This is a genomic window from Bifidobacterium sp. B4081, from assembly GCF_026537335.1.
Lineage (GTDB): Bacteria > Actinomycetota > Actinomycetes > Actinomycetales > Bifidobacteriaceae > Bombiscardovia.
This window is the reverse complement of sequence record NZ_JAFNMM010000001.1, coordinates 776,759-802,538: the sequence shown is the minus strand read 5'-3', so window position 1 is coordinate 802,538 and position 25,780 is coordinate 776,759. Positions and strand designations below refer to the sequence as shown.

Annotated in this window: 20 protein-coding genes and 1 pseudogene; 12 read left to right on the top strand and 9 right to left on the bottom strand. The window is 57.0% G+C overall.

Annotated elements, in window-relative coordinates:
• Window positions 1-22 precede the first annotated feature (22 nt).
• Window positions 23-907 (bottom strand): ABC transporter ATP-binding protein, encoded by an 885-nt coding sequence (locus J3T92_RS03550; RefSeq protein WP_267399754.1) that lies wholly within the window; start codon window positions 905-907, stop codon window positions 23-25.
• Window positions 908-995: 88 nt separating this feature from the next.
• Here J3T92_RS03550 and J3T92_RS03545 point away from each other — a divergent pair, with 88 nt between their 5' ends.
• Window positions 996-1,190 carry a hypothetical protein gene (locus J3T92_RS03545; RefSeq protein WP_267399753.1) on the top strand — a complete coding sequence of 65 codons (195 nt, stop codon included), beginning with the start codon at window positions 996-998 and terminating at the stop codon, window positions 1,188-1,190.
• Between the two features lie 160 nt (window positions 1,191-1,350).
• On the opposite strand, the gene J3T92_RS03540 is transcribed toward J3T92_RS03545, so the two are convergent.
• The 3 genes from J3T92_RS03540 to J3T92_RS03530 all read right to left on the bottom strand — a co-directional run bounded on the left by J3T92_RS03540 (window position 1,351) and on the right by J3T92_RS03530 (window position 6,461).
• Window positions 1,351-4,044, bottom strand: coding sequence for an ABC transporter permease (locus J3T92_RS03540; RefSeq protein WP_267399752.1), 2,694 nt, complete (start codon window positions 4,042-4,044; stop codon window positions 1,351-1,353).
• An 11-nt stretch (window positions 4,045-4,055) separates the two neighbouring features.
• Entirely contained in the window at window positions 4,056-4,946 is an 891-nt protein-coding gene (locus J3T92_RS03535) for an ABC transporter ATP-binding protein (RefSeq protein ID WP_267399751.1), read from the bottom strand.
• Window positions 4,947-5,141: 195 nt separating this feature from the next.
• Window positions 5,142-6,461: an O-acetylhomoserine aminocarboxypropyltransferase/cysteine synthase family protein gene (locus tag J3T92_RS03530; protein ID WP_267400244.1), complete on the bottom strand. Its 1,320-nt coding sequence runs from the start codon at window positions 6,459-6,461 to the stop codon at window positions 5,142-5,144.
• 266 nt (window positions 6,462-6,727) lie between these two features.
• Here J3T92_RS03530 and J3T92_RS03525 point away from each other — a divergent pair, with 266 nt between their 5' ends.
• The 4 genes from J3T92_RS03525 (at window position 6,728) to J3T92_RS03510 (ending at window position 12,118) form a co-directional block, all read left to right on the top strand.
• On the top strand, window positions 6,728-7,621 hold the full coding sequence (locus tag J3T92_RS03525; protein WP_267399750.1) for a pyridoxamine kinase: 894 nt from the start codon (window positions 6,728-6,730) through the stop codon (window positions 7,619-7,621).
• Window positions 7,622-8,380: 759 nt separating this feature from the next.
• Window positions 8,381-8,899, top strand: coding sequence for a YraN family protein (locus tag J3T92_RS03520; protein WP_267399749.1), 519 nt, complete (start codon window positions 8,381-8,383; stop codon window positions 8,897-8,899).
• Window positions 8,899-10,485 (top strand): YifB family Mg chelatase-like AAA ATPase, encoded by a 1,587-nt coding sequence (locus J3T92_RS03515; protein ID WP_267399748.1) that lies wholly within the window; start codon window positions 8,899-8,901, stop codon window positions 10,483-10,485. The genes J3T92_RS03520 and J3T92_RS03515 overlap by 1 nt, the downstream gene beginning before the upstream one ends.
• A gap of 1 nt (window position 10,486) precedes the next feature.
• A complete protein-coding gene (locus tag J3T92_RS03510; protein ID WP_267399747.1) occupies window positions 10,487-12,118 on the top strand; it encodes a DNA-processing protein DprA in 1,632 nt (543 codons plus the stop codon).
• Here the strand turns inward: J3T92_RS03510 and J3T92_RS03505 are convergent.
• Window positions 12,034-12,378 (bottom strand): MGMT family protein, encoded by a 345-nt coding sequence (locus tag J3T92_RS03505; protein ID WP_024626499.1) that lies wholly within the window; start codon window positions 12,376-12,378, stop codon window positions 12,034-12,036. The genes J3T92_RS03510 and J3T92_RS03505 overlap by 85 nt on opposite strands.
• 78 nt (window positions 12,379-12,456) lie before the next feature.
• On the opposite strand from J3T92_RS03505, the gene J3T92_RS03500 reads away from it, so the two are divergent.
• The 3 genes from J3T92_RS03500 to J3T92_RS03490 all read left to right on the top strand — a co-directional run bounded on the left by J3T92_RS03500 (window position 12,457) and on the right by J3T92_RS03490 (window position 16,427).
• Window positions 12,457-14,358, top strand: coding sequence for an FAD-dependent oxidoreductase (locus tag J3T92_RS03500; protein WP_267399746.1), 1,902 nt, complete (start codon window positions 12,457-12,459; stop codon window positions 14,356-14,358).
• Between the two features lie 142 nt (window positions 14,359-14,500).
• Window positions 14,501-15,676: a succinate dehydrogenase/fumarate reductase iron-sulfur subunit gene (locus J3T92_RS03495; RefSeq protein ID WP_416378882.1), complete on the top strand. Its 1,176-nt coding sequence runs from the start codon at window positions 14,501-14,503 to the stop codon at window positions 15,674-15,676.
• A 73-nt stretch (window positions 15,677-15,749) separates the two neighbouring features.
• A complete protein-coding gene (locus tag J3T92_RS03490) occupies window positions 15,750-16,427 on the top strand; it encodes an O-methyltransferase (RefSeq protein WP_267399745.1) in 678 nt (225 codons plus the stop codon).
• Between the two features lie 19 nt (window positions 16,428-16,446).
• On the opposite strand, the gene J3T92_RS03485 is transcribed toward J3T92_RS03490, so the two are convergent.
• Entirely contained in the window at window positions 16,447-17,214 is a 768-nt protein-coding gene (locus J3T92_RS03485) for a TIGR00730 family Rossman fold protein (protein ID WP_267399744.1), read from the bottom strand.
• A 147-nt stretch (window positions 17,215-17,361) separates the two neighbouring features.
• Here J3T92_RS03485 and J3T92_RS03480 point away from each other — a divergent pair, with 147 nt between their 5' ends.
• A complete protein-coding gene (locus J3T92_RS03480; RefSeq protein WP_267399743.1) occupies window positions 17,362-18,102 on the top strand; it encodes a glucose 1-dehydrogenase in 741 nt (246 codons plus the stop codon).
• A gap of 1,684 nt (window positions 18,103-19,786) precedes the next feature.
• Here J3T92_RS03480 and J3T92_RS03475 read toward each other — a convergent pair.
• A pseudogene (locus tag J3T92_RS03475) lies at window positions 19,787-20,064 on the bottom strand (ABC transporter ATP-binding protein); the annotation flags it as partial.
• Window positions 20,065-20,589: 525 nt separating this feature from the next.
• On the opposite strand from J3T92_RS03475, the gene J3T92_RS03470 reads away from it, so the two are divergent.
• The 3 genes from J3T92_RS03470 to J3T92_RS03460 all read left to right on the top strand — a co-directional run bounded on the left by J3T92_RS03470 (window position 20,590) and on the right by J3T92_RS03460 (window position 21,771).
• Window positions 20,590-20,829, top strand: coding sequence for a hypothetical protein (locus J3T92_RS03470; RefSeq protein ID WP_267399742.1), 240 nt, complete (start codon window positions 20,590-20,592; stop codon window positions 20,827-20,829).
• Window positions 20,830-21,141: 312 nt separating this feature from the next.
• The gene (locus tag J3T92_RS09515) at window positions 21,142-21,414 is read left to right on the top strand and encodes a DUF2599 domain-containing protein (protein ID WP_416378881.1); all 273 of its coding nucleotides are present in this window, start codon (window positions 21,142-21,144) and stop codon (window positions 21,412-21,414) included.
• Window positions 21,415-21,531: 117 nt separating this feature from the next.
• Window positions 21,532-21,771 (top strand): hypothetical protein, encoded by a 240-nt coding sequence (locus tag J3T92_RS03460; protein ID WP_267399740.1) that lies wholly within the window; start codon window positions 21,532-21,534, stop codon window positions 21,769-21,771.
• 1,470 nt (window positions 21,772-23,241) lie between these two features.
• Here the strand turns inward: J3T92_RS03460 and J3T92_RS03455 are convergent.
• Window positions 23,242-23,466, bottom strand: a complete 225-nt coding sequence (locus J3T92_RS03455) for a hypothetical protein (RefSeq protein WP_267399739.1) — start codon at window positions 23,464-23,466, stop codon at window positions 23,242-23,244.
• A 78-nt stretch (window positions 23,467-23,544) separates the two neighbouring features.
• Window positions 23,545-23,793, bottom strand: a complete 249-nt coding sequence (locus J3T92_RS03450; RefSeq protein ID WP_267399738.1) for a hypothetical protein — start codon at window positions 23,791-23,793, stop codon at window positions 23,545-23,547.
• Window positions 23,794-25,780 lie beyond the last annotated feature (1,987 nt).

The window sequence follows — 25,780 nt, the reverse complement described above, 5'->3', positions numbered from 1 at the left end:
TATACGCCACACAATGCACCCCCTAGTCCTGTACCCGGGAATAGTCAGCAGCGCCAGCCGAAACTTGTTCAGCCAGAAGATCGTTCATGGCTTTCACCGTCGGATCCTGTCGGTCCGCAACGATCTGTCCGTCAGCAAAGACCAGCGCACGGTCGGCATAGGATGCGGCATAGGCATCATGGGTGACCATGATGACGGTCTGGTTCAGCTCGCGTACGGAATCGCGCAGGAACTTCAGAACACGAGTGCTGGCGGCCAGGTCCAGGTTCCCCGTCGGTTCGTCCGCGAAGACCAGACCGGGTTTGGTTATCAGCGCTCTGGCGATGGCGACCCGCTGCTGCTGCCCCCCGGATAATTCACCGGGAAGATGGTCCAGCCTCTCCGACAAACCCAGAGTCTCTACCAGCTGCTCCATCCACGAGTTGTCGGGCCGAACGCCATCCAGTACCAGCGGCATGAGGATGTTCTGTTTGGCCGTGAACATAGGCAGCAGGTTGAAGCTCTGGAAGATGAATCCCAGATGTCGTCGCCTGATCAGGGTCAGCTGACGGTCGTCCACTCGTGTCAGGTCGACTCGGCCAGCCTGATCGATCGATGAATGATGACGATGTCTGCTCTTCGGCTGCAGAAGATCAGCGGCCATATAGACATGGCCAGAGGTGACAGTACCCAGACCGGCCAGAACGTGCATGAGCGTTGACTTGCCCGAACCTGAAGGCCCCATGATGGCCGTGAACCGGCCACGTTCAAAATTCACGTCAATTCCGCGCAGGGCATGGACAGCATTCGAGCCTTGCCCATAATCCTTGGTCAGCTGCCTGGCGCTGACGGCCGGCGGTCCCGCGACGCCTGGGCCTGCACTGTCGATTAACCCTTGTGAAGGTGAAGTATCCGCTTTGTTCTGCATGGTGCTCCTTATCCGTCAGGAAGCCTTTCTCCCGTTAGCATCCGACCCTATGCGGCTATCAGCTGCCGCGATATGGTCCCTAGGAGGGATGAAAAAAATCATTCTTACGGATGAGTGCGCTGAAAAACTCTTCCTGTTAGGCTGGCACCATCCAAATAAACGCGGAGCGGCGGGGATGGACATCTGGGAGATGAAGAACATCATGTTCAGCGCAAAAGACGTGAGCCTCAAGACATGCAACCATCGGATCAATGGATTGCAACAGTTACCTCGATCCCCTTGATTGACTCCGGGAATATCAAGGTCCCTTCGCTCAAGCCGGCTCCCTTCCAAGCAGCATCAGTAAAGACGGCATCTGGGGAGACAAATCAATCATTCCCGACGCCGACCAAGGCGCGCTGGGATAAAGGCTGGTGCTTATGATGCGCGCTGGTTGCTTGCCGTCATTCCTCAGCAAGAGCCACAACCGGTGGAGTCCGGTTGACGCGTCTAGCTGGCAGGACGCTTGCCAGGATCGCCGCTACGAGTGTCACCACCAGAATCACCAGTCCAGTGGACCAGGGAATGGGGAAAGCCACAGTCCCCAGAGAGGAGAAGATCTCATAGGCTGCAGCCCAGCCGAAGAGCAGGCCCAGGACCATGCCAGACAAGGACGACCCCAGGGCTATCAGCCCTGACTCCACAGCCAAGGACCGACTGATCTGCTTGCGGGTCATCCCGATGGCCCGCAGGGTGGCGGACTCACGCCGACGTTCCAGCACCGAAAGGGAAAGCGTGTTGGCCACGCCGATCAAGGCGATGGCAACTGCCACCGCCAGCAGGGCGAGGATAATCATGAGCAGGTTGTCGATGGTCCGGTCCCACTGTTGCTTCTCAGCCAGCCCGCCCTTCACGGAAACAGCCGAATACCCAGAAAGTGCACTCTTCACCTTGTCTATGAACGCCGAGACTGTTGGCGAGCCATGGACCTTGGCCCAGATCTGCACGGTCTGAGGCTGAACGCCATTGAGCGAGGAGGAGTCGGTCAGGCCATATAAATCGCTGGCATCAATCCCCTGGAAGGGCGCGTAGACACTGGTCACGAAGAGTCTTTGAGCCACCGATGCGGATCCGCCTTGAGCGTCGCCTTGAATTGGGTTGAGTACATTGAGTCCCAGATTTCCGCCGTCATGAAAATCCTTCTGTTTATCCATGAGGCTTTTTGGAAGCAGAAGGGCATCTTGTCCGGAAAGATCCTTGCCGACCTTGGCATTCAGGAGGCGATCGATCTTGTGCGCATCCAGGGCGAAAATAGTCATTCCTGCACCGTTCTCGCCGCCTGATTTGACCATGGCAGCATACTGGGGCACCAGTTCGGCCTGTGCGACCCCGTCGATCCGTCGAATGGCGTTCAGAGCCTTGGCATCCAGGCCATCGGCGCTGATCTGCAGATCGACCGAGTAGTGCTCATCCATCATGTCGGCCATGGTCTGCTTGGCACTGGCGGCGCCTGTGGTCAAGGTGGCGACCAGCGTTACGCCGATCAGGAGGGCGGTACCTGTTGCCGCCACACGGGAATGATTCCGTGCAATGTTAGCCACGGCGATTGTGGACGAGGGCCCAATCCGCGAAACCAGGGACCCGACTCCCTTGAGCATGAAAGGAATCCAACGATTGGCGCTGAAAAGGATACCTAGGAAGGCAAGGACAATGCCGATGACAGCCATGGCAGCGACGATATTCGGCCCGTCTCCGGATGCCTTGCTGGCCTTGTCTGCCGTGACATTGAGCCTGACCTGCCAGAGAGACCAGACCGTCATGGTGATGCCCAGCAGAATCATGACCACGCTGACAAACAGTCGTATTCTGCTCGTCCGCTTGTTCTGCAGAAGATCGGCAGGCCTCAGCGCCTCCAAAGGACTGACCCTGGTGGCGGCCCATGAAGATCCCAGGGAGGCCAAGACCGTAACGACGATGCCGAAAACGAGAGGCACCAGGATGACTGCCGGAGTCAGCTTCAATTGGAAGTAGAGGGAACTCGTATGAGCCTTGGCTACACCCAGAACGGCCATGATGCCGATGGCGGCGACGACCCCGATCAGGGAGGCCACAGCGCCCAGGATGACGGAGCGTAACAGGACGCTGGCCCTGACCTGCCCCTTATCGGCGCCTATTGTCCTCAGGAGGGCCAGGTAGCGACGTTGCCGAGCCACCATAACCTGGAAGGTGTTAGCTATGACGGTGGCAGCCACAAACATGGCCAGCGTGCCAAAGACCAGAAGGAAGGTGGTCACGGGGTTTTGGGAACCGCCGAGTGCGGTCTTGACCAGTCGGTCCTCCATAGTGTGACGGTCCTCAAGGGAATAGCCGGAAGGCATGAGCTTGCGCAGAGAGGCCAGACTCCCATCGAGGTCGCTGCCCTGCCCGCCAACATTCAGGTAAACGTTTTGAGCATACAGGTTACCCATGTTGCCAAGACCTGCTGTAGCCATCAAGGCATCTATGGTCTTGGGGGTCAGTACGATTGCGCCGCCCGATTCGCCAAACCTGTCGCCCTCGTTGCCCTGGTTCGAACTGACACCCGACAAGGTCAGCGGCTTCGATATGAACCTACCCGCAACCTGGTCAGCGCTGGCTTGCCCTTTCGGCCCAAGGTCCTCGGAAATATACAGCATGTTAGGCGACAGGTTCAGATTCACCTTGTCGCCGAGGGAAAGCTTGAGCCTGGACACAGTCGGCCCGGGTAGAACCACCTGGTCATCAGAGCTAGGCCAGGATCCCTTGGCCAGACCGATCGGCATCAGCGATGAATCCGCCATAGGAATGGCAATCACGCTCTCGCTCTTGATCTTGCCGGCGCGGACATCCACCATGAGCTGGGTGTCTGATCTGACTGCGTGAACACCTGGGACTTTTGCCAGCTCCTCGGTTTTGAAGTCCTTCACCCTTTTCTGCTCTGAATGGTTGCCCTCCGCGGGGATGATGGCGTAGTTGGCCTGGGCGGCATCGGATGAGACCATCCGCCGCATGGAAACGTCCATGGTGTTGCCGAAGAGGAAGGTCATGGCGATGAACAGTGTTCCGACGACAATGGCGATGCCGGCGGGAACCATCATGCCCAGGTCATGCCGCATCATTTTCCTAGCAACGAACCACATGAGCATTCCCCTTAGCGATGAGCAGCCGAGTCAGCTGCAGCTGTGGAGTCCATGACTTCCTCGGAGAGCAAGGCGTTCATGGAATCCACAGTGGGTCTGTCCTGGTCTGCCACGATTCGCCCATCCGCAAATACCAAAGCCCGGTCGGCAAAGGAGGCCGCAAAGACATCATGCGTGACCATGATGATGGTTTGCCCCAGCTCGCGGACCGAATCCCGCAAGAAGCTGAGCACTTCGGTCGAAGAGGCCGTGTCCAGGTTTCCGGTGGGTTCGTCTGCAAAGACAATGGAAGGCTTGGTGATGAGGGCCCTGGCGATAGCCACACGTTGCTGTTGACCACCAGAAAGCTCGCTGGGCCGGTGACTCAGCCTCTCTTCCAGACCCAGGGTCTTGGCCAGAATGTCCAACCAGGCTGTGTCTGGCTTGGCTCCATCCAGGATCAGAGGCATGAGGATATTCTGCTTGGCCGTAAACATGGGCAGGAGGTTAAAACTCTGGAAAATGAAGCCCAGACTCTGGCGCCTCAAGAGGGTCAGCTGATTGTCGTTGAGCTTGGTCAGGTCGACCACGCCCCTCCGCCCTCCTTGACGACGGGCCCGCCTGCCCTTCACGCCGACGGCATCGGTCCCGTTCAGGTAGACATGTCCGGAGGTAACGGTGTCCAAGCCCGCCAAGGTGTGCATGAGGGTGGACTTGCCCGACCCGGAGGGACCCATGATGACCGTGAACCTGCTCCGTTCGAATTCGACATCCACACCCCGGAGGGCATGGACCAGGTTCTCCCCACTCCCATAGTCCTTGGTCAGTCCTTTGGCCTTGATGGCCACCTGGGCGATTTGCCTCGGTTTCCCCGCACCGGACGACGGATCGGAAGACGCCCTCGTCTTTGCTCCATGTTTCATACTCCCATCATACCCACCAGAACGTTTCCGCCTGACTGGTCAGGTGCTCTCTGCCACTGGAGCGAGGGGATGAGAAGGCATATACAAAGGTGCCCATCGAAACGTAATGAGGTTTCGACAGGCACCTTCTGCTTCTGTGCCTTCTCGGTCATATATCGCGCAGATATGGCACCAAGAAGGAAGTGTAATTGCCGGTTACTTGGCCAGACCGGACTCCTTCAATGCCTGGAAGGCACCCTTGAGGTCATCCAGAATGTCCTCGATGTTCTCCGTGCCGATGGAGAGCCTGATGGTACCGGGATGGATAGCCTGATCCTCCAGCTCCTCCGGCGTCTCCTGGGAGTGGGTGGTCGATGCCGGATGGATGGCCAGCGACTTCACATCAGCCACGTTGGCCAGGAGGGAGAAGAGATGCAGGTTGTTGATGAAGACCCTGGCCGCATCCTTGCCGCCCTTCAGATCGAAGGTGAAGATGGAACCAGCGCCGTTGGGGAAGTAGCGCTTGTAGAGCTCGTGGTCGGGGCGCCCCTCGATGGCCGGATGGCTGACCGACTCCACCTCTGGCACGGTCTGCAGGTAATCCACTACCTTCAGGGCGTTCTCAACGTGACGCTCAACCCTCAGCGAGAGTGTCTCGGTCCCCTGCAGGAGGAGGAAGGCTGCAAAGGGCGAGATGACGGCGCCGGTGTCGCGCAGGAGGATGGCGCGAATGCGGGTGACGAAAGCCGCAGCGCCCAGATCCTGGTAGAAGCACAGCCCGTGATAGCTGGGGTCAGGCTCGGTCAAGGTGGGGAACTTCCCGGGCACTGCCGACCAGTCGAACTTGCCGCCTTCAACGACGACCCCGCCCAGAGTGGTGCCATGGCCGCCGATGAACTTGGTGGCTGATTCCACGACGATGTCAGCCCCGTGCTCCAGCGGACGGAACAGGTAAGGAGTGGCGAAGGTGTTGTCGACGATCACCGGGAGGTTATGGTCATGGGCGATCTTGGAGATGGCCTCGAAGTCGGGCAGATCGGCGTTGGGGTTGCCGAAGGTCTCGAAGAAGACCAGCTTGGTGTTGTCCTGGATGGCCGACTCGAAGTTGGACGGGTCCGAAGGATCCACGAAGGTGGTCTCGACACCATCACGGGGCAGAGTGTGCTTGAGGAGGTTGAAGGTTCCGCCGTAGATGTTCTTGGAGGACACGATATGGTCCCCGGTCTGGGTGATGTTCCGGAAGGCATACTCCACCGCTGCCGCTCCCGAAGCCACAGCCAAACCGGCGGTGCCGTTCTCCAGGGCGGCGATCCTGTCCTCGAAAACCCCCTGGGTAGAGTTGGTCAGACGGCCATAAATGTTGCCCGGATTCTTCAGCGCGAACCGGGCCTCGGCGTGATCGAAGTCGTGGAAGACGTAGCTAGTGGTGGCGTAGATGGGCACGGCCCGGGAATCAGTGGCTGGGTCGGCTTGTTCCTGGCCCACGTGGAGCTGAAGCGTCTCGAAATGGTACTTGTGCGGGTTCTGGTCGGTCATGTCGATTCCTATCTGTTGGTGACGTGCGTCCTCGTCCATGTTCTTGAATGTGACCATAAGCGGCACAAGCCCACCTGTTCAAGCCAGAAGAGACTTTTCGGTATCGTCCTTTTTTATAACAGCTTCCAAAAGGTTGAAAACTGGCCTTTTTTATCTCGCTATTGCACACGCGGCGGTGCCCGTTTAACCCCTCCGCTGTAGAGTCGAGTAAGCGACGGAGAAGACTCCGCTGCGAACAGCCTCAGCAGGCATGAAGGAGTTCAAAGATGGCCGGACAGACGGACGATCAGAACAGACTCTACCAGCGCGACAGCAAGTACATCCCCCGAGTCGCCGCTGTGCATGACATGTGCGGGTATGGTAAGTGCTCGCTGACGGCCGCCATCCCCATCCTTTCGGCAGCCGGATGCGACGTTTGCCCGGTGCCCACCGCCCTGTTCAGCGCGCACACCATGTTCAAGGACTACACCTTCCATGACACCACCGAGATGCTGCCGGGATACTTGGATGCCTGGCAGAAGGAGGGCGTCGAACTGGACGGAATATACAGCGGGTTCCTGGGCAGCGCCGAGCAGGTCGACATTATTCAGCGCATGTATCGCGAATACCCCAAGGCCCTGCGGCTGGTCGACCCGGTCATGGGCGACGGCGGATCCATGTACCCCACCTACACCGAGGAAATGTGCCGGGCCGTGACCAATCTGGTCGATGGGGCCGACCTACTCATGCCCAACTTGACCGAGGTCAGTCTGCTGACCGGCATCGACTATGAAGGCCAGGACCTCGACCACACCCAGGTTGACGAGCGTCTGGGCCGCCTGCTGGACATGGGCGCGAAAAACGTCATCATCAAGGGCATCGATCGGAAGGACGGCAAGCTGCGCAACTTCGTGGCCTCGGCAGATCATGGCGGGGTCAGCGAGCGCACCGAGCTGGTCCACGACAAGCTGCCCTTCATGATCCACGGCACCGGCGATGCCTTTGCCTCCAGCCTCTGCGGGGCGCTCTTTGCAGGACGAGACCTGGCCGATGCAGCCCAAATTGCCGGCGAATTCGTCCGCTCGGCCATGCAGCACACACGCAATCAGCCCGACTATCAGCAGCGCGGGGTCAGCTTCGAGCTGGATCTGGGGCAGATGACTGCTCTGATGCAGGAGTAGTGGGCTCGAGGCCGGTGAAAATCGCCTAAGAGTCTGGGCATTTGTCAAGAGCGGAAGACAGGAGTGGACAAATGGAACCCAAACCGCCCCAATCGCCTCATTCCTTTCAGACAAATACTCGGTCGACAAGGTGATTAATCAATCATAAGGATAGTTGACCACAGCAGGCCGGAAAGCGTTGCCAGCGAATTCGCCGGCGATGTCTTCCGGCCTCTGTTATCTCTTTACTTCTGGTTCTTTTGCCTGCCTATTGCCCCGCTCCCCTTGTTCATTTGCTTTACCTGGTATCACTCGTTTCTATTTCCCTGGTTTCTGTTTCCTAAGTTCCGCTTGGCTTAGTCCCGCTTTGCTTGGTTTCTGCATACCTTGGTTTTTGTTTCGGTCCTTCTTGCCTCTGCCGCCTCTGCCCGATGCAGAGATGAGTGCGATAGCTACAGCATCAGTATCGTCAATCCACTCGTTCATCCACTTTCGTGCGTGCGCTGGTTCATTCGACCACATGCCTGGTTCGACTAGTCACCGACTTCCCTCCAGTGATCTCCTTGAAACATGGACACACAAGCACTGACTAGACCAAGTAATCTCCTCACAGTTTTCAACGACCGGGTTGGCAGCACTGACGCCGATATTAAGATTCCAGACTCAACGGTCGCGCAGCCCATAAGCGCTTTGCCTGCTACCACCAGGTCCGCCGACAATCCAGAAACCACGCCGCCTGGAAGAACAAGGTTAAATACGAGCAACCATGAATCCATCGACATGGAGCTGGCAGATGTTGAGCGACAGATCAGGGCCAGGGGCGTAAGCAGCCGAGAACTCGGACGTTTGGGCGAAGACTACGCCTGCCAGTGGCTGCGGCAACGCAACTGGAAGATTCTAGCCCGGAATTGGAGAAGCCGGTTCGGCGAGCTGGACATCATCGCCCTGGATCCCGAATCAATTCTGGTATTCGTTGAGGTCAAAACCAGACGCACCGGTCGGTTCGGATCCCCAGAACAGGCTGTCGGCCCGCGCAAACAGACCCATCTTCGTCGCGCCGCAGTCCAATGGCTGATTAGCCATGACCGAGTTCCCAGCGCACGGCATCGTGGCACCCGTTTCGATGTCATCAGCCTGTCAGTCAAGTCAGACCCCGGCAGAAGCATGCATTCCGAGAACCCCTATCCCCTGGCTTCCAGTCAGGCATCCGCCAAGGCCGCCACAGGATCCAATTGTTCGGGCAAGGGTGGATGGAATCCGGGATCAGTCTTCCTCAGGCACACCAGGGAGGCCTTCTGATGCGTCTTGGATCCGCTGAATCCGTGGGATTGATAGGCCTCAAGGCCTTTCTGATTCACGTACAGTCCTTCATCTCCCCAGGGCTGCCCTACTTCTCCATCATCGGCCTACCGGATGCCTCCCTGTCGGAATCAAGGGAACGGGTCAAATCCGCCTGCTCGGCCTGCGGATTCCGGTGGCCGCAGACCAGGGTCACTGTCAACATGTCCCCAGCTTCAAAGCCCAAGCATGGCTCCTCACACGACCTGGCCATTGCGACCAGTGTCCTCGAAGCCGGCGGGGCACTGCCGACGGAAGGCCTGGATCATACGGTCATCCTGGGCGAACTCAACCTGGATGGCACGATTCTGCCGATCAACGGTCTGCTCCCCATCCTGACGCAGGCCAGAGCCCAGGGGATCACACGGGCTTTCGTCCCCGCAGACAACCTGGACGAGGCTCATCTGGTACCCGATATCGAGGTCGTGGGACTACGCCACCTGGGCCAGCTCATTCAAACCTTGGGCGGGCGAGGCAGGATCGCCGTTCCTGAGCTTGACAGCCACTTAGACACCGACAAGTCGACCGCCATAGCGAAGGCGCATCCCAGAATCGGGCAGCATGAAGACAACTCCCCCGCCAATGCCGACCCATCTCCGCCCAAGCCGGACATGGCTGACGTGATTGGGCAGGAGGAGACCAAGTGGGCCATGATGGTGGCTGCAGCCGGCGGTCACCACATGCTCATGGTCGGCCCTCCAGGAGCCGGTAAAAGCATGCTGGCTGAACGGCTTCCCAGCATCATGCCCGCCTTGGACGCTGTTCAACAGCTGGAGGTGGCCTCCATTCGATCCCTGTGCGGCACGCTGAGCCAGTATGGGATCTCCGATGTGCCACCCTTCGAGGCTCCTCATCATACGATCTCCATGGCGGCCATGGTCGGAGGTGGCGCCGGACTGGCCACCCCAGGAGCCATCACTCGTGCCCACCGCGGCGTCCTCTTCATGGATGAGGCTCCGGAATTCTCCCCAAGGGTGATCCAATCCCTGCGCGAGCCCCTGGAGATCGGGCGAATCTTCCTGTCCCGGGCCAAGGGCAGCACCACCTTCCCGGCTCGTTTCCAGCTGGTCATGGCTGCCAACCCCTGCCCTTGCGGGTACGGATACGGCACCGGCGAGCGCTGCACCTGCACGCCCCGCGAACGCCTCCGCTACTGGAACAGGCTTTCCGGACCAATCATGGACCGCATCGACATCCAGACCACGGTCCCCCCGGTGACCGACCCGGGATTCGACGACCACCGTCCACGCCAGCACAGCGCTCAGATCCGCCAGCGTGTGACCCACGCCCGCCAGACGGCAAAAGAGCGTTTTCGCAAGCAAGGTTGGACCTGCAACGCTCAGATCAGCGGCGAATGGCTGCGTCAGAACACATCAGCCAAGGCACGTTCGGTCGTTGATCAGGCCCTGCGCAGGCAGCGGATCAGTCTGCGAGGTGCCGACCGGACCATGCGCCTGGCGTGGACTCTGGCAGACCTGGACGGGCGGACCAGCCCCGGTGCCGACGATGTGACCACCGGCATTCTGCTCAGAACAAGGGCCGTCTGAGATGGCCCAACCCATGATAAAGACCATGCTTGACGACCAGCCGCAACCGATGACCATGGTCGAAAGCGACTGGCTTGCCAGAACCGTGCTGACTCTAGCGGCAGATGGCCCCGATGCTTTTATGATTGCTTGTCTGTTGGGCTCGGACCAGGCGGCCGATCTTTGTCGAAATCTGATCGAGCTAAGAGCGCCAAACCAAGCAGGGACTGACAGCCATCATGATGCTGCTCGCACGAGACTGGATGAACGCTTTCTGAAGGGGACGGCCCGGTGGGGACGACAAACGAGCCCCGAGGACCTCACTCGGTTCCACAAGATCAGCAACTCCTGGCGGAGACGCCTGACACCCTTGCTTGCCATGGACACCGACCAGGTGCGGACCATGATGACTGGCGGAGGCCGATTCTGGGTGATGACCCCAAGCGATCCCTGCTGGCCAGGCCAGGTGGATGACCTGGCACGCCGCTCCGATTGGGCCCCTCCCCTCTGCCTGTGGGGGCAAGGCAATCCCGAAACATTGATCTGCTGTGACCGACCCTTGGCCGTGGTCGGGTCAAGGACATGTGACGAGTATGGTCGGTCCACTGCTCACCAGTTAGCCAGGAAGGCCGCCGGCGAAGGCCATCTGGTCGTCTCCGGTGGGGCCATGGGTACGGATGCCGCCGCTCACTGGGGAGCCCTGGCCGCTGGCGGCGGACGCACGGTCGCCGTTTTTGCCGGAGGCTTGCTGCATATGGGTCCCAAGCGCAACAGCCGTCTGTTCGAAAACATCGAGGCAGATGGCGGCGCACTGATCAGCGAACTGCCGCCCGGAACCATCCCCGAGGCGCGTCGTTTCCTGCTGCGCAACCGGATCATCGCCGCCCTAGCCTCCGATATTGTGGTGGCACAGGCACGGCACAGATCAGGCGCGTTGAACACAGCCAACTGGGGCGTCGAATTGGGTCGTCGCGTACTGGCCGCTCCTGGCAGAATCGATCAACCGGAAAACACCGGCTGCAACCGGCTCATCCATGAGGGCAAGGCGGAGCTACTCCTGTCTGCATCCGACATCCGAGACATTTGCCACCCTGCCCATGGACCGGTTCACCCCGGCAAGTCCGTCCGTCAAGAAGCCTCCGCTTCAGTCAATACCGCCGAATCACGCGGTAATCAAACGAACAGGCAGAACGCGCGACGCACACCGACGGTTGGTTCGGATCATCGGGACCAGACCATAAACGGCGGCCAACCGGGCCCAACCGTGCTTAAACAATCCCCGACCGATAGAGACGAACCTTCAACCCAGTCATCAAATTCGGGGACTGACAGTGAAGGCAAAAAAGCAGATGACGAGTCTCTAACCAAAGAAGAGGCAACCGTGCTGGCGGCTATCCGCACCTACCAGCGTCGGGAAGGTCCGCCCATGACGGGACAGCTTCGCGCTGAGCTGGCGAATCAAGGACGTGAGCTCTCCGTCAGGCATCTGATGCAACTGCTGGGATCCCTAGAGATTCGTGGTCTGATCAGCCTGAAGGACGGATGCGTCGTAGCTGAGCACCCGAAGAATCAGGCCTGCCAGCGGCAGCGGTCCAAATCCACCACCCAGCCATCTGCACCAGCCGACTCGTCACTACGCGGAGGAACAAAATGAACGCCCTCATCCTCCAGCAGCTGACGCTGACGTTCAGGACCGCCAAAGGCGAATCCTGGCGCCAGAGAACCATCGCGGAAGACCACGCGATGACAGGGAATCACCCCGGGTTCGGGGTTGTCATGAAGTGCATAACCCACGAACCTGGCGTTGCGTGGGTGACCAGTCAGGGAGGCGACCTGACCGTAGGTGGCTACCTTGCCGCGAGGGATCCGCCTGACGACCTGATACACCTGCTGGGAGAAGGAAAGTTCGGTCATAAGATCTATTCTGCCCGCGTAAGCAGACATGAGCCGGAAGGGCCACCACTATCAACGGGTTGTGACAGTATCAATGGTATGAATCCGCAGAAGGTCAGAAGCCGCTATGATGCCGTCATCGTCGGAGCCGGAGCGGCCGGGTTGTCAACCGCTCTGGGACTGTACAGGGCTCTGGAGAGCGACGGAAATAGGAACGATTCGTCGCCAAAGGTCCTAGTCGTCTCCAAGTTGCAGCCCCTGCGGTCCCACACCGGCTCAGCAGAGGGTGGCATCGCGGCCAGTCTGGGCAATCAGGAGAAGGATGACTGGCATTGGCATTACTACGACACCATCAAGGGCAGCGACTGGCTGGCTGACCAGGATGCCGTGCGGATTCTGGCCGAGCAGGCCCCGGGCATCATCATCGAACTGGAGCATGACGGGGTGGCCTTCTCAAGGACTGAAGACAGGCACATCGCCCAGCGGAAGTTTGGCGGCCATACCGCCGATTATGGTGGCCACCCAGTCCGGAGAGCAGCCTATGCAGCCGACCGTATCGGCCACCAGATCCTGCACGCTCTTTGGCAGCAGTGTCTGCGTCTGGGAGTCGAGTTCGCTGAGGAATGGTATGTGACCGATCTGGTCGTGGATCCGCCTGCTGATGAGGAAACCGGCGGCCATGCCCGTGGACTGATCGTCCTGGACACCCACGCCGGCAAGCTGCAAGCTATCCAAGCCGACAATATCGTCCTGTGCACGGGTGGGGCGGGCCGACTCTTCCATACGACCTCCAACTCCTGGGATCTGACCGGTGACGGCATGGCGCTCGCCCTGCAGGCCGGCCTGCAGCTGGAGGATGTGGAGTTCATCCAATTCCATCCCACCGGCCTGGGCCACACCGGCATCCTGCTGTCGGAGGCCTCCCGTGCAGAAGGCGGCGTGCTCCGGAACAGTCAAGGCCGGGCCTTCATGCAGGACTACGCGCCGGGACACGGCGACCTGGCAGCCAGGGATGTGGTCAGCCGTTCCATCATGGCCGAGATTGATGCAGGTCGCGGGGTGGCCGATCCATCGGACCCGGACGGACCTCATGATTGCGTCTGGCTGGACATGACCGGTATTGATGGCCAACGCATGACTGCCCTGCTCCCCCAGGTCACCGAGACCATCCATCGCTACGCCCACCTGGATCCCACTGTGGACATGGTTCCGGTCAAACCCACCGCCCACTACACCATGGGAGGCATTCCCATTACCGATCGTGGCCGCGTCTATCGTTGGCAGAATGGCCACCGTCGAATCGTCGACGGACTGTTCGCTGCCGGGGAATGCTCCTGTGTCAGCGTTCATGGGGCCAACCGACTGGGCGGCAACTCCCTGCTGGACGCCTGCCTCTTTGGCACCAGGACCGGGCAGACCATCGCCGCCGCCATGACCAAAGCCGATGAGCCAAACGACACGACCGACACGTCTCCGCTCACACAAGCTCTGCAAAAGCGTCAGGCCTTCCTGGACGAGTTGCTGGCTGGCGCAAGCAACGGCGAATCCTCGGAACCAGCATTGGCTGACGACCAAGACGAAGCCTCCGACTCCGATGACGATGCCACACTGAACAACCCTTATGCACTGATGGGCCGACTGGGACGGCTGATGGAGGAGGCCGTTGCCGTCCGATGCGATCAGGGCAGCATTGAAAAGGGTTTGCGCAGTCTGGATCAACTGGAAACTGATGCAAAACAGCTACATGCGCACAGTGAGACAGCAGTACTCAACCAGGAAGTCACCGCCATCATGGAGGTGGACAACCTGCTGACACTGGCCCGGGCTGTGTTGAATGCCAGCCTACAGCGTCAGGAATCCCGTGGCGCCCTGTATCGCAGCGATTATCCGCAGCGCGATGACGAACACTATCTGGCTCACACCATGATCGATGCTAAGGAAGACGTCTCCTGGCAGCCTGTTCATATCGTCGACATGCCTCCCAAGGGCCGCAACTACTGATGGACTCCGATTATGGACTCTGAACCCAAACTCGTCAGACGAGCACCTAATCGAGACCTATTCAGGTCAGTCAGGGATTAGGATGGAGTCCGCGCATATCAATGGGCATCGGGCCATATCCCGAGCAAGGACAGGAGCAACTGTGACATCACAGTCCACGGAATCAGACGGATCCAAGGCATCCGCATCGGACAGCGATCCCCGTCCGGTAACTTTCCGAATAGCCCGGTTTACCCCACGACCTCAATCAGAGCGTCCGGCGCGAATCAATCCCTTTGCCAAAAGCAATCCTTTCGCCGCAGCGGGCAGTCGACGGGCTCGAGGTCGCCGTTGGACGCAGGAGTACACAATTCGCATTGCCCCGCAGCATACCGTTCTGGATGCCCTTCTGCAGATCAAACGAGAGGCGGATCCTACACTGAACTTCCGGTACTCCTGTGGGCATGGCATGTGCGGGTCGGATGCCGTGCTCATCAACGGACGTCCGGACCTGCTCTGCGCAGCCACCATCGCCGACTGCCTGTCTGCATCCAAGACCATGCTGAACGCATACGCCTCACCCGGCGTGGCTGCTGGAAATCCACAGGTCCAACAGCCTTCAGTCTTCCGTCGCACTGGTACGGCAGCCGCCGTAACTGGCGTATCCTCGTCGGCTGCGCATTCGAATTCGGACACAGAACCCAGCGCTACAAATCATTCGGAAGCTTCAGACCCTACAGACCCTTCAGTCCCTATAGAGGCTACAGGCCTTACAAAAACTCCAGACTATGCAGAAACCTCAGTTGTAGAGATTCGTCCGCTTCCCGGCTTTACCCCACTCAGAGACCTGATAGTGGACACCGATGCCATGTTTGAACAGATTCGACGTTTCAAGCCTTATCTGCTCCATGATGATCCCTCTGCCGATAGCGGCCAGAATCATCGAGAATCTGATCAACGGCAAACCCATGATTCTCAGCTAAACCCGTTAGCCAAGGCAAGAGCAGCCAACACAGAACCAGCGTCTGAATACAAGCAAACTCCGGAAGAGCTGGCCCAGTATGAGCTACTCAGCACCTGCATCGCCTGCGGACTCTGCCAGGGGGCCTGCCCCATTTATGCGGGTGGTGAGGCCTTCGCCGGACCGGCAGCCATGATCGCAGCGGCTCGATTCATCAACGATTCCCGCGACAGCCATCGGCAGGAACGTCTTGAAGCCATTGACCAGGTGGACGGGATCCAGGCTTGCCAGTCCATACGGGCCTGCACCCGACCCTGCCCCCGAGGGATCGACGTGGGCGAAGAGATGTGGAAGCTGGTCGAAGCCGTCAAGGAGTAGCCAGACTCATGCCCATACAGGGCAACAAGAGCCGGCGACAGGCTTGTGCCCTCTAGTCGTTACCATGGTTAACATGGACAAAACCTCGTACAACAACGTCGCCAGAGGATGGGAATTCGCCGAGGCAAGCGCTCTGAACGTCGAATCCGACAAGTTGCAGACCTTGCGAGACAAGGCTACAGAGGCCGGATTCGCCCAATGTTCCCGGTCTCAAGGCGCCTTCCTGCAGTTCCTGGCCGGCCGGAACGCTCCGGCATCCATTATCCTGGTAGGCAACGGCTCTGTAGTCGAAGCCCTGCGCCTGATGACGGGCCTGCACGGTCATGGTCAGTTCACCGCCGTTGACTCCACAGCCCAAGGCACCTCGCTGGTCAAAAAAATATTCGCTGGCATGGAGAAAGTCCATCCAGGCATGAGGCTGCGGGCGGTCAACGCGGCTGCCAGGACCTACTTCCCCAGGCTCAACCCCAGCGACTACGACCTTATCGTCGTCTCAGGCAATGGGGACAACTACCAGCAGGTCATGGACCAGGCTCCGCGCCTGCTCAAGGAACGGGGACAGCTGATTTTCACTGATGCCTTCGACCTGCTTGAGGACCCCGACAAGGGCGGTGTGCTCAACCCGGCCAACAGGTCCGCCAAAACGACCGCCTTACGGACCATCATGGAGGCCATAAGCAAAGACAATGCTTGGGAATCCTGCCTGTTGCCCATCGGCACGGGCATGATCATGGCCACCCGCGCCCGCTGACTACTACCCGCCTGCTTATTCAGACACGGTGACGAAGGATGGCCTGGACAGCCTCATCAGGATCATCAGTGCGGATGACCAGATCAGGGTCCAGCTCAGAAATCATCCCCCTCTGCTTCAGCGTGTCCGAGATCCAGTCGAAGAGTCCCCGCCAATAGGCCCTGTCGAAGAGGACGATGGGCATACTGGGCGCCTTATGGGTTTGGACCAGGGTCAGCACCTCGAACATCTCGTCCAGGGTGCCGAACCCGCCAGGACAGACGATGATGCCCGAGGAGTATTTCATGAACATCATCTTGCGTACGAAGAAGTAGCGGAAGGTGATGCCCAGATTCACCCAGCGGTTCAGCCCCTGCTCCATGGGCAATTCGATGCCCAGGCCGACGGACTTGCCGCCAACCTCCGCCGCGCCCTTGTTGGCCGCTTCCATGATGCCAGGCCCTCCCCCGGTAATGACCGCCATACCGGCCTTGGCCAGGTCGCCGCCCATCTTTCGTGCAGCAGCATAAGCGGAATCATCCCTGCCGGTCCGGGCTGATCCAAAGATCGCAGCCGCCGGCCCCAGCTCAGCCAGCGCGCCGAACCCGTCGATGAACTCAGCCTGGATGCGCAGCACCCGCCAGGGATCCATATGCAGCCAGTCCGTATCACCGCCCGATGAGAGCAAACCAGCGTTGGCATCCGCCTCAGGAATCATGGGCCCGCGCATGATTACCGGACCGCTGTGGTAAGTCCTGCCCAGGTCCGGGCCCTCATCGTCATTGTGATTGTCAACCATATCCGCCATATACGCATTCCTTCATCGGGCCCCAATACCATGGACCCGTTCAATCCTGTTCCGGCTCTCATGATAGCGTCCCCGCCGTCCAGCCACCGGCCAGACTAGCATGGATAGGGTGTGCAAAGCGCACACACATGAACAAGGGAGTTGGCAATGGCACGACTGGACGGCAAGGTGGCCATCATTACCGGAGGAGCCAAGGGTTTTGGCCTGTCCACTGCACAGCTTTTCGTGCAAGAGGGAGCCAAGGTGGTCATCACCGATCTGGATGAGCAAGGTGGTCAGCTGGCCATAGACACCATAGGCAGGGACAACGCAGCTTTTGTCACTCAAGACGTTGCCAAGGAGAATAGCTGGGGTCCTGTATTCAGCACTGCACGCAACCAGTTTGGCGAAGCCGATATTCTGGTCAACAATGCAGGCATTCTCTTCTTTGATGATGCAGAGCACATTGAAATGGACGAGTGGCATAAAATTCTATCGGTGGATTTGGACGGGGTCATGCTAGGCGTCAAATATGCCATAGCGTGCATGAAGGAGCACGGCGGCTCCATTATTAATATGTGTTCCATTGCGGGCTTGATTGGCATAGCCAATCTGTACGCTTACAACGCCGCCAAAGGAGCAGTGCGGCTGCTGACCAAGTCGGCTGCTCTCTATTGCGCTCAGCAGGGATACCCAATCCGAATAAACTCGATTCATCCCGGCTACGCCCACACCCCCATGGTTGACGCCTATCCGCAGATGCGCGACGACCTCGAAAAGCTGCACCCCATGGGTCGCTTGGGTTCAGCCAGGGAAATCGCCAACATGGCCCTCTATCTGGCCAGTGATGAGTCCTCCTTCTCTACCGGATCCGAATTCGTCGTTGATGGCGGCTACACAGCACAATGACACGAACACCAGGCTTCAGATCTGAGCCGCGGCCGCCCATGGCATTATGCAGCACTGGGCGGCCGTGGGACCCTCATCATGAAGCACGGTAACTACATCCATTTAGACTTATAGAGGGAATTCTCTTCGGCCATATGATATTGATTACCTGCCAAGCATGAGCGCCACTGGCAGTCTTGAAACACCATCGACAAGAACTGGGAGCAGCAGGACGCTATTTTTTTCACTGGTGTCTTGCGGCGGAGCACCCAGTCACTGAGGCATCGAGCAATCCGTCACGCCCAAGGCACCTCGTATTGCTGAGATACTTGCCACCGCCATCGCCAAGGGACGATGGCGGCCTGCAACGAGCATCACCCTGGCAGATATGCATCAACACTTCTCTTTTCCCTGGACTACTGCGAGAGGAACAGCGCAAAAATTGCACCCTATGCAGCCTGTTGATGTTGCAAAACAGATAGGGTCGTGGCCAATAACCTTGATCAATGGAATTGATCAGACGCCCAAAGTCATGCGTTGGAAACCACAAGCCTCTCATCGCAAGGAACAGCTGCTTTACTAACCGAGCTGCGCTTGGCAGGCGAACCGATAGCTCCCAAGGATGCCGGTTGCAATCTGACGGCCTGCGTTATCTACAGCAGAATGAACGGGATGCGCCAAGAGTCGGGGCGTTTCACTCTTGAAAGCACCGAAGGCCTATCATGTTTCTGCTTCTTCAGTGGCGGCATCGCGTAACTACCTGGGGCAAAAAGATGACGGCAGTCCTCTCGCGCAGCAGTGATGGCGTGAAGATCAACGGTACCATAGCAGCGAAAATAGGCGACAACACCATATGGCAGGGATCCAAGAACGCAAAAACTAACAACCTTCTTCAAGAATCTCTCCGCCTTCCCTCAGTCTCACATGGAAAACCAGCCGTGAAGTTCGGCATACGCACGCCCAGCACCAAACGGAGCAACGAGGGGCCGAATGTGGACTGGTACATAGGGCCATAGAGATGTTCACGCACGTGAACAGCAGGCATGTCCGAGCCAATCCGAGCGTCTGGCTTTGGTTGGCCTGGCCCGGCAGTGGCCTGGCCTGCGGACTATACACGGCCACTGGAAAGACAGCCTGATTATGGGCTCAAACAGGAGCGCCATCGGCACGCTAGCAGAGTGAAGCACACGGTTCACGATCCTGCTGCACCTGCCCAATGGCCATGACGCGAACCAGATACAGGAATCCACCGTCGCCAAGGTGCGGACCCTGCCCAAACTCCTGCTCAACACCCTGGTCTGGGGCCAAGGGGCCGAGATGGCCCCGAATGGGAAGATCGCCATGGGCAGGCCGGACATGTGGGTCGGCTTCTGCGACTCCCACAGCCCCTGGCAGTACAGCACCAATGAGAACACCAACGGGCTCCAAGCCAGTACCCCCTCCCCCCAAAAACGAAGCAGCCTGTCCGGCTACGCAAGGCCGACCTGGACACCGTGGACGAGGAGCTTGGGCGACAGACCCAGCGAGACAACCCTCGAACTGCTCACCACCAACCAACATGAACCCAGGCAACCACACAAACGTTGCAACCACCAACAGAACCCGAACTCCCAACAATCACTATGCGCAAGATGGCGATGTTGGGAATATATACGCAGAGAGGACCGAAGCTTAGTTGGCTTCGACCCTCTCTGGATGCATTGTCTCACGGGACTCCTAAGGCCAAGAGCTCAGCGGAAGTAAACTGGCTGTTGTAGAAGTCAGCGTAAAATCGGCCCGCTTGTGCGGTTCGTCGTGGGCACCGCGCCCGATAATCTGACCGTGTTCCATGAACATACTAAGGTCGGTATCGCGAATCGTAAAGAGCCGGTGGACAATCACGACGAAGGTGCAAGTCCTCGCTCAAGCATCCATGACATTCGGAATCAGCTCCCCAGTGCGGGTATCGATGGAAGAAGTAGCCTCGTCTAGAATCAGGACGGGATGCGGCGGTGGGAGCAAATCCCTGGCAGTCAGCGCGATGGACCTAAATCTAAAATCAAATCCGTAGAAGCGCATAAGGATATTGACCATCGTACTATTGCCAGCACCAATGTCCCCATCAGAGACGCTTTCCGTCTCAACTGAACCCGCGACAGCGAAGTCCTTAATCATTTTGCAAACATCTTACATATAGGAGAAGCTTACATTAGATAAGGCTACCTTTTGTAAAAACAGAAGAATCAAGTACAATGAACTAACATAGTAAGGCCATCTTTCGTTATTCTTACAGCCCTCTTGCATTGCTTGTTCAAGTGGTAAGTATTTAAAAAGATTGGAGCATCGTGAGACACGTGAAATGTAATGTAATTGTATTCGGTACAGCAGTTATTTTTGTAGCTTTAAGTCCTTTTACAGCAAACGCAACCGAACCACCTCCAAATCAAAGCTACGACGAAAAAGCGATAAGTAGTTTGACAACTAAATCGGAATTGCCTGTAGAACCACTGAGATCCACTAGCGGAACGTATGAGGCTGAAGCCGGACTGGTTGCTGTTTCTTTCTATACCCAAGGATCCACAAAAGCCTGTTGTCATATCTAAACAAAATGAATCTAGCGCAGCTTTCATCAAGACCTCAACAAGTAGTATAGATATGAAGCAATATGTTGAAAACAGCACCGTCGTTAATCAAGGCATGAATATGTCTATTGGATCGCAGGCTATAGATGGCGGAATACAACAAATTGCTTATATAAAAAGATGTTGATTTTCACATACTTTCAGTAAATTACGCTACACAAGGTTCAACACATTTAGCATATGCTAGAGATGCCAAGAGAAGAACTTACAGTAGTGTAGCCCTATTCAAAGACACCGCCGAAAATGAACCATTACTATTTATGCCTCTTCCATCTGCTAAGGATACAAATGGGAAATCACTAAGTTCTCATTAAAAAATGAAGGGCATAATCTGGTTCAAGTAATTGACAGGACAGCTGACATTCAATTTCCAATTGTTTCAACTTACGCATCTATAGTAACTTTCTTTAGTTCGAATAACTGGATATACCGGTCTCCGATGTGGTCTTTATCCTCAGTTCCTAATGGATGGTTCCGCGTTGCAGGCGGTTTAAACGGCGTTGCGGAAGAAATCGTCAATCGGCAAGCCTGGAATGCCATTTATGCGCAGCACCATGCCAATAGCCACTGGAGGGACAGAAATGTGAATGGAATGTTCAACCAGTATGAATGCCATTTCCATTTTGCTTTTTGGAAATCAGCTTTCAATCTCGAACCTAATAGGCCCAATCCTGGTTTTAATACTTATTTAACAAAACTGTGTAATCCGTAGCATTTTGCCGGCGTTTGCGCTGGAGGGTTATTTGACGTCCCTCTACCGTACCTATTATCAGGCCTTTGCCACGTTTTACTAGCTGGCTTTAGCTTATGCCCATGGAGAGAGATACCTATGAAAGTGCTTGCGATTATCATGAATGCTCTAAGCCTGCTTGGCTTAGCTCTCACAGTCTATATGCAAATGAAAGCCGGAATCTATAGCGATGAGTATGCTGACCTTTATACCCACTTCGATCAATCGCAGTCGAGTCTTTTGTGGATTTGTATCTTGCTTTTCTTCATTCTTCTCATACTTTCACTCTCAACGCTGATCTACTTTTCAGGGCAAGCAAAAAGAAAGGCCCTTCGATGAAGAGAAGTCGGCTTTGCCGTATTGCCCTCAGACCAGGCTGCGAGACAGAAGAATAAGGCTTTTATGTCTGCTCACTAACCGACGAAGAGTCACACTGGAGCCCCCGTCCATCGGCTGCACTTAGCAGGTTCTAGGGATTGTGGCAACACTTGTCTGACTGGAGGATGGATGAGTGGGCGCAGCAAAGTGTTTGTAGGTGCTTGATGGCGTGTGACGTGAGTCGCGGACTGATGTGCAGTGCCCATGGGATGCGTATGTGCGGGCCTTGGAGTCAGACTGGACTTCACGCAGGCGGCTCACCTGACTGGGTAAGAAACACACGGGCGAGCCCTGGCGCAACATACGCCCCGGGATCCACAGGCGTGAGAAACCGAATGTGGTTTGGTACCGTAGGGCCCATAGAGATATACCCACGCATGTGGATGGCGAGTATCTGAGCCAGGCCGAACGCCTGGCTCAGGCTGGCCTGGCCTGGCAAAAGGTCTGGTCTTGCGGGTTGTACCCGACCACTGAAAGGCGGCCCGATTATGGGCTCAAACAACAGGATCGTCATCGACACCCCGGCGGAGCACAGCACACGATTCATAATCCTGCTGCACCTGCCCGCAGGCCTTATGCACACCGCGCAGCCCGTCAGTGACGAACACGCCGGCTGCTCGTTATGGAAAAAGAGGGCCATGTAACCCGCTTGCTCTCTGGCGGAACCTCTGCTAGCGCATCGGGTTCGGGCCATATGTTTTAGCTACAGTCGATGTTTGTGAAAGGCCCTTGTACCGTGAGCTACGTTCCACTGGACCCTGTTCAATCTGGTCCACGTAACCCGATCAAACAGAGCAGGCAAGCCATTATTACCGATCCGTCCGTTAATAACTCATAGATACAACTACTGTCACAAAGCCAAACCCGCATCATAAACAACAAATTCAGCTCCTATGAGCCAAATAAACGCCATCTGAGTCTTGACACCCTACATATATACAAACTACCTATCGGAATATTCTCACCTCGAAAATCATACAGAACTTGTCAGATTCGGATATTCTGGCTGATCACTTCCGCCACTTCGCCGGTGCGGTTAGGTCATAGGTCAGTATGGGTGTCCAGGGTCTCTGCGATCAAGGCGTGGCCCAAGACGGCCTACAGGGTCTTCACGTCCGCACCGGCCTTGATGGCCAGGGAGGCGTAAGTGTGACGCAGAGAGCGGATGACCGCCCTCGATATCCCGATGCCCTCTTCCTGCAGGGCCGGGGTCCACACCCGGTTCCTCCAGTTCGCGGTGTTCTGCCTTCATCCCCATGGTCCGCGCAGTAGAAACTCCTTCGGGCTATCTCCTTAAGCAGTGTTTTGACCCTGGGCAGCAACTGACTGGGTATCGGCACGAACATGGTTCCGTTGCCCTTCGACAGGGTCTCACCCTAAGATAGTTGACATTGACCAACTGAGCGCACAGGACGCTGATCCGGTTCCGGCTCAGATCCACGTCCCCGCATCGCAGGGCCAGGGCCTCGCCGATGGGCAGCCCGTGTCCGCGAGCAGGTAAACGACTATGGTGTTGGCCACGTCCATCTGCTCCGCGATGGTTTTGATCTCCTGCGGGGCCAAGTATATCCGCCGTTGGACGACTCGGTTGTACAGCACTTTGGCCTTGACCTTGGCCACGGCCACGGAGTTAGTCTCCAGCCATCGGTTCTCCACCGCCGCATCCAGGATGGAGCCCAGAACATTCCTGCCCGCAGAGCGGATCGAGGACGCTGACAGTAGGAAGCCGGAGTCCTATTTGCCGGCATAGGGCGCCGTCCCCTCCGCCAGTTCGACATACCAGTGCCGGATCCTCACGGTGGTGATGTCCTTCAGCGCGTCCTCCCTCCGTTTGGGCAGGACCCAGCAGCGCAGCTCAAGCCGGTACCGTCCTTCGGCCGAGCCCTTGACCGTACCCGTCAGCCCCTGCTGCCACAGGTCAGCCACCCCGCTCAACGGCCTGCAGGAGTCCCTGGGGTCCGTGTACCGGTTCGAGCGTCCCATCCTCAATCTCGGCCATGAACGCCTCGGCGTCGGCCCGGTAGCGGAAGAGCCTACACCGGCCTGTGCCGTCAATCTTCCAGCGCACCTCCCAGCGCGCTCCTTTGCTGGAGTACTTCGACCTGAAGTCATCGGGCACCTACCTACGCCTTCCCCAGCTCGCCGGCATACATCGCCAATGATCGCTTCACTTTCCCGCCATGCCCGCCCGCCGTCGTGATCTGGGCGGACTTCAGCCACTTGTCATGTATCCATGCTTTTGCCATACCAACCTCTATGAGTCAAACAAAACCCGTTCCGATTAGCGATAACCAGCGCCAGCCCGCAGCGCACGCTGACACATAGGAACAGTGGTGAGCCGAACACAGGAAACAATGAACGAAAATACGGCCACGACGCCAGCCAGGCTGCTGACACCGACCGAAGCGGCCAAGATCCTGGCGCGATCCGGTTAACACCCTGAAACGCATGGAGGACGCAGAAAACCAGGCTTCCGTATGTGCATATAGGGGGGGGGGCTGGTCAGATACCAGCCCGAGGATGTGGCGGACCTGATATACCACAACACAGTACAGCCGAATTGAGATTTAAAGAGACCCTGCACATATGATGCACCCGATTGGGTTCAGCTACCATTTTGGGGCAAAACTCGAACGTACTTGGCTAGACGAAAAGGAGCAACAAATGATATTGACGTCCGCCAAGGAATAAACCTCTAATGTTGTTCTTTTTGGACAGTTTCTCCGACGACTGATCAAAGCATTCCGAACTTGATCATGTACGAAAATCTCATATTATCACTAAAAAACTTGTAAATTGATAAAGTGCTTTTTTAAAGTATTTTACGGTGATTCTCGAAACAGCAACCGGTTATCCAGCAATGTTCAATTAGATCTTTCAATCTCTGCAAGTGCACTAAAAGCAAAAGACCAAAAGGTCTATAGATACTGCGACCGGGCCTGTGCGGGACAGCAGCATATGGCCACCCAGTACTCCTGCTCATCGTCCGGAGCGCATGCCGTCCAATAGGGCCTACAGGTCGCGCAGGGTGCCAAAGTCGGCGGTCAAGGGGTTGGGCCTGGTATTCCCATCGAGCCCTCCTCATGCAGGCTGCCGTCCAGGCACCAGCCGGCGATGGACGGGGTGTCTTGATCGAGTCCTGTTCGTGGCCCCCATCGACTTCCAAACCGAACGTGAAGGGATCTCGCGCTTTGAAGTTGTCCGCATAGGGGCTGAATTATTGCGGCTTAGAACAGCGAAACTCCGAGCAGCCAGGGCAAAACGCCTCGTCGCTGTCATCGCCATAGGGGTAGCACATGTCATCAGGGAATGAGAAGGACGAAGTGAAACGGACATAGTCTCCGTGCGTACAAGCGACAGTGACAGGGCATTTCAAAAACACCGCCTTAGAATACAGACAATTCCAATAACGGAATATGTTCAGATTGGCATGACGAAAAGCTCAAGGCTGCATTCCCCTACCAATTAACGACAAAAAGCATTTTCAGGGCGGTGGCAGAATGATCGAGCTGATTCAGCAAGGTTGGAGGCGGCAGCCCCTCCTACCATCTGGCGTTCATTCCCTAATCTGCATTAGTAGTCGCATAAGCAGTCACTACTTATAGTGTGTCTTTTTTACACAAATCATGACTTGTCTGATTCTTGAATTCAATCTTTAAGAGTCATAGAACACCTAAAACGCCTTCAAAAGCCCTGGACCAAAGCTGGTAGAACCAGCGCAATCTGCATACATGGAACACAACAAATACATACATTCTTAAAATGCACAGTTCTATAAAGATGGCCACGGGTAGCCGGAAAACTACCTCATGATCAAGCGCAATCGTCACAAAGCCGATGGCGCCGACTATCCCCCCCCCCCCCGCCATGTCACCTTTAAAGCGGAGGTGTTTCCTTCTTGCCTTGAAGGATTCTTTTTGCCCTATTCATGACCTGCTTGTAGTCAAGAGTTACTCGACAACTGGAGATA

Bases quoted from the DNA above. Each gene is read 5' to 3' on its own strand.
- J3T92_RS03550 (WP_267399754.1), bottom strand. From the start codon at position 907: ATGCAGAACAAAGCGGATACTTCACCTTCACAAGGGTTAATCGACAGT.
- J3T92_RS03545 (WP_267399753.1), top strand. From the start codon at position 996: ATGAAAAAAATCATTCTTACGGATGAGTGCGCTGAAAAACTCTTCCTG.
- J3T92_RS03540 (WP_267399752.1), bottom strand. From the start codon at position 4,044: ATGTGGTTCGTTGCTAGGAAAATGATGCGGCATGACCTGGGCATGATG.
- J3T92_RS03535 (WP_267399751.1), bottom strand. From the start codon at position 4,946: ATGAAACATGGAGCAAAGACGAGGGCGTCTTCCGATCCGTCGTCCGGT.
- J3T92_RS03530 (WP_267400244.1), bottom strand. From the start codon at position 6,461: ATGACCGACCAGAACCCGCACAAGTACCATTTCGAGACGCTTCAGCTC.
- J3T92_RS03525 (WP_267399750.1), top strand. From the start codon at position 6,728: ATGGCCGGACAGACGGACGATCAGAACAGACTCTACCAGCGCGACAGC.
- J3T92_RS03520 (WP_267399749.1), top strand. From the start codon at position 8,381: ATGGAGCTGGCAGATGTTGAGCGACAGATCAGGGCCAGGGGCGTAAGC.
- J3T92_RS03515 (WP_267399748.1), top strand. From the start codon at position 8,899: ATGCGTCTTGGATCCGCTGAATCCGTGGGATTGATAGGCCTCAAGGCC.
- J3T92_RS03510 (WP_267399747.1), top strand. From the start codon at position 10,487: ATGGCCCAACCCATGATAAAGACCATGCTTGACGACCAGCCGCAACCG.
- J3T92_RS03505 (WP_024626499.1), bottom strand. From the start codon at position 12,378: ATGACCGAACTTTCCTTCTCCCAGCAGGTGTATCAGGTCGTCAGGCGG.
- J3T92_RS03500 (WP_267399746.1), top strand. From the start codon at position 12,457: ATGAATCCGCAGAAGGTCAGAAGCCGCTATGATGCCGTCATCGTCGGA.
- J3T92_RS03490 (WP_267399745.1), top strand. From the start codon at position 15,750: ATGGACAAAACCTCGTACAACAACGTCGCCAGAGGATGGGAATTCGCC.
- J3T92_RS03485 (WP_267399744.1), bottom strand. From the start codon at position 17,214: ATGGCGGATATGGTTGACAATCACAATGACGATGAGGGCCCGGACCTG.
- J3T92_RS03480 (WP_267399743.1), top strand. From the start codon at position 17,362: ATGGCACGACTGGACGGCAAGGTGGCCATCATTACCGGAGGAGCCAAG.
- J3T92_RS03470 (WP_267399742.1), top strand. From the start codon at position 20,590: ATGAGGCTGAAGCCGGACTGGTTGCTGTTTCTTTCTATACCCAAGGAT.
- J3T92_RS09515 (WP_416378881.1), top strand. From the start codon at position 21,142: ATGTGGTCTTTATCCTCAGTTCCTAATGGATGGTTCCGCGTTGCAGGC.
- J3T92_RS03460 (WP_267399740.1), top strand. From the start codon at position 21,532: ATGAAAGTGCTTGCGATTATCATGAATGCTCTAAGCCTGCTTGGCTTA.
- J3T92_RS03450 (WP_267399738.1), bottom strand. From the start codon at position 23,793: ATGGGACGCTCGAACCGGTACACGGACCCCAGGGACTCCTGCAGGCCG.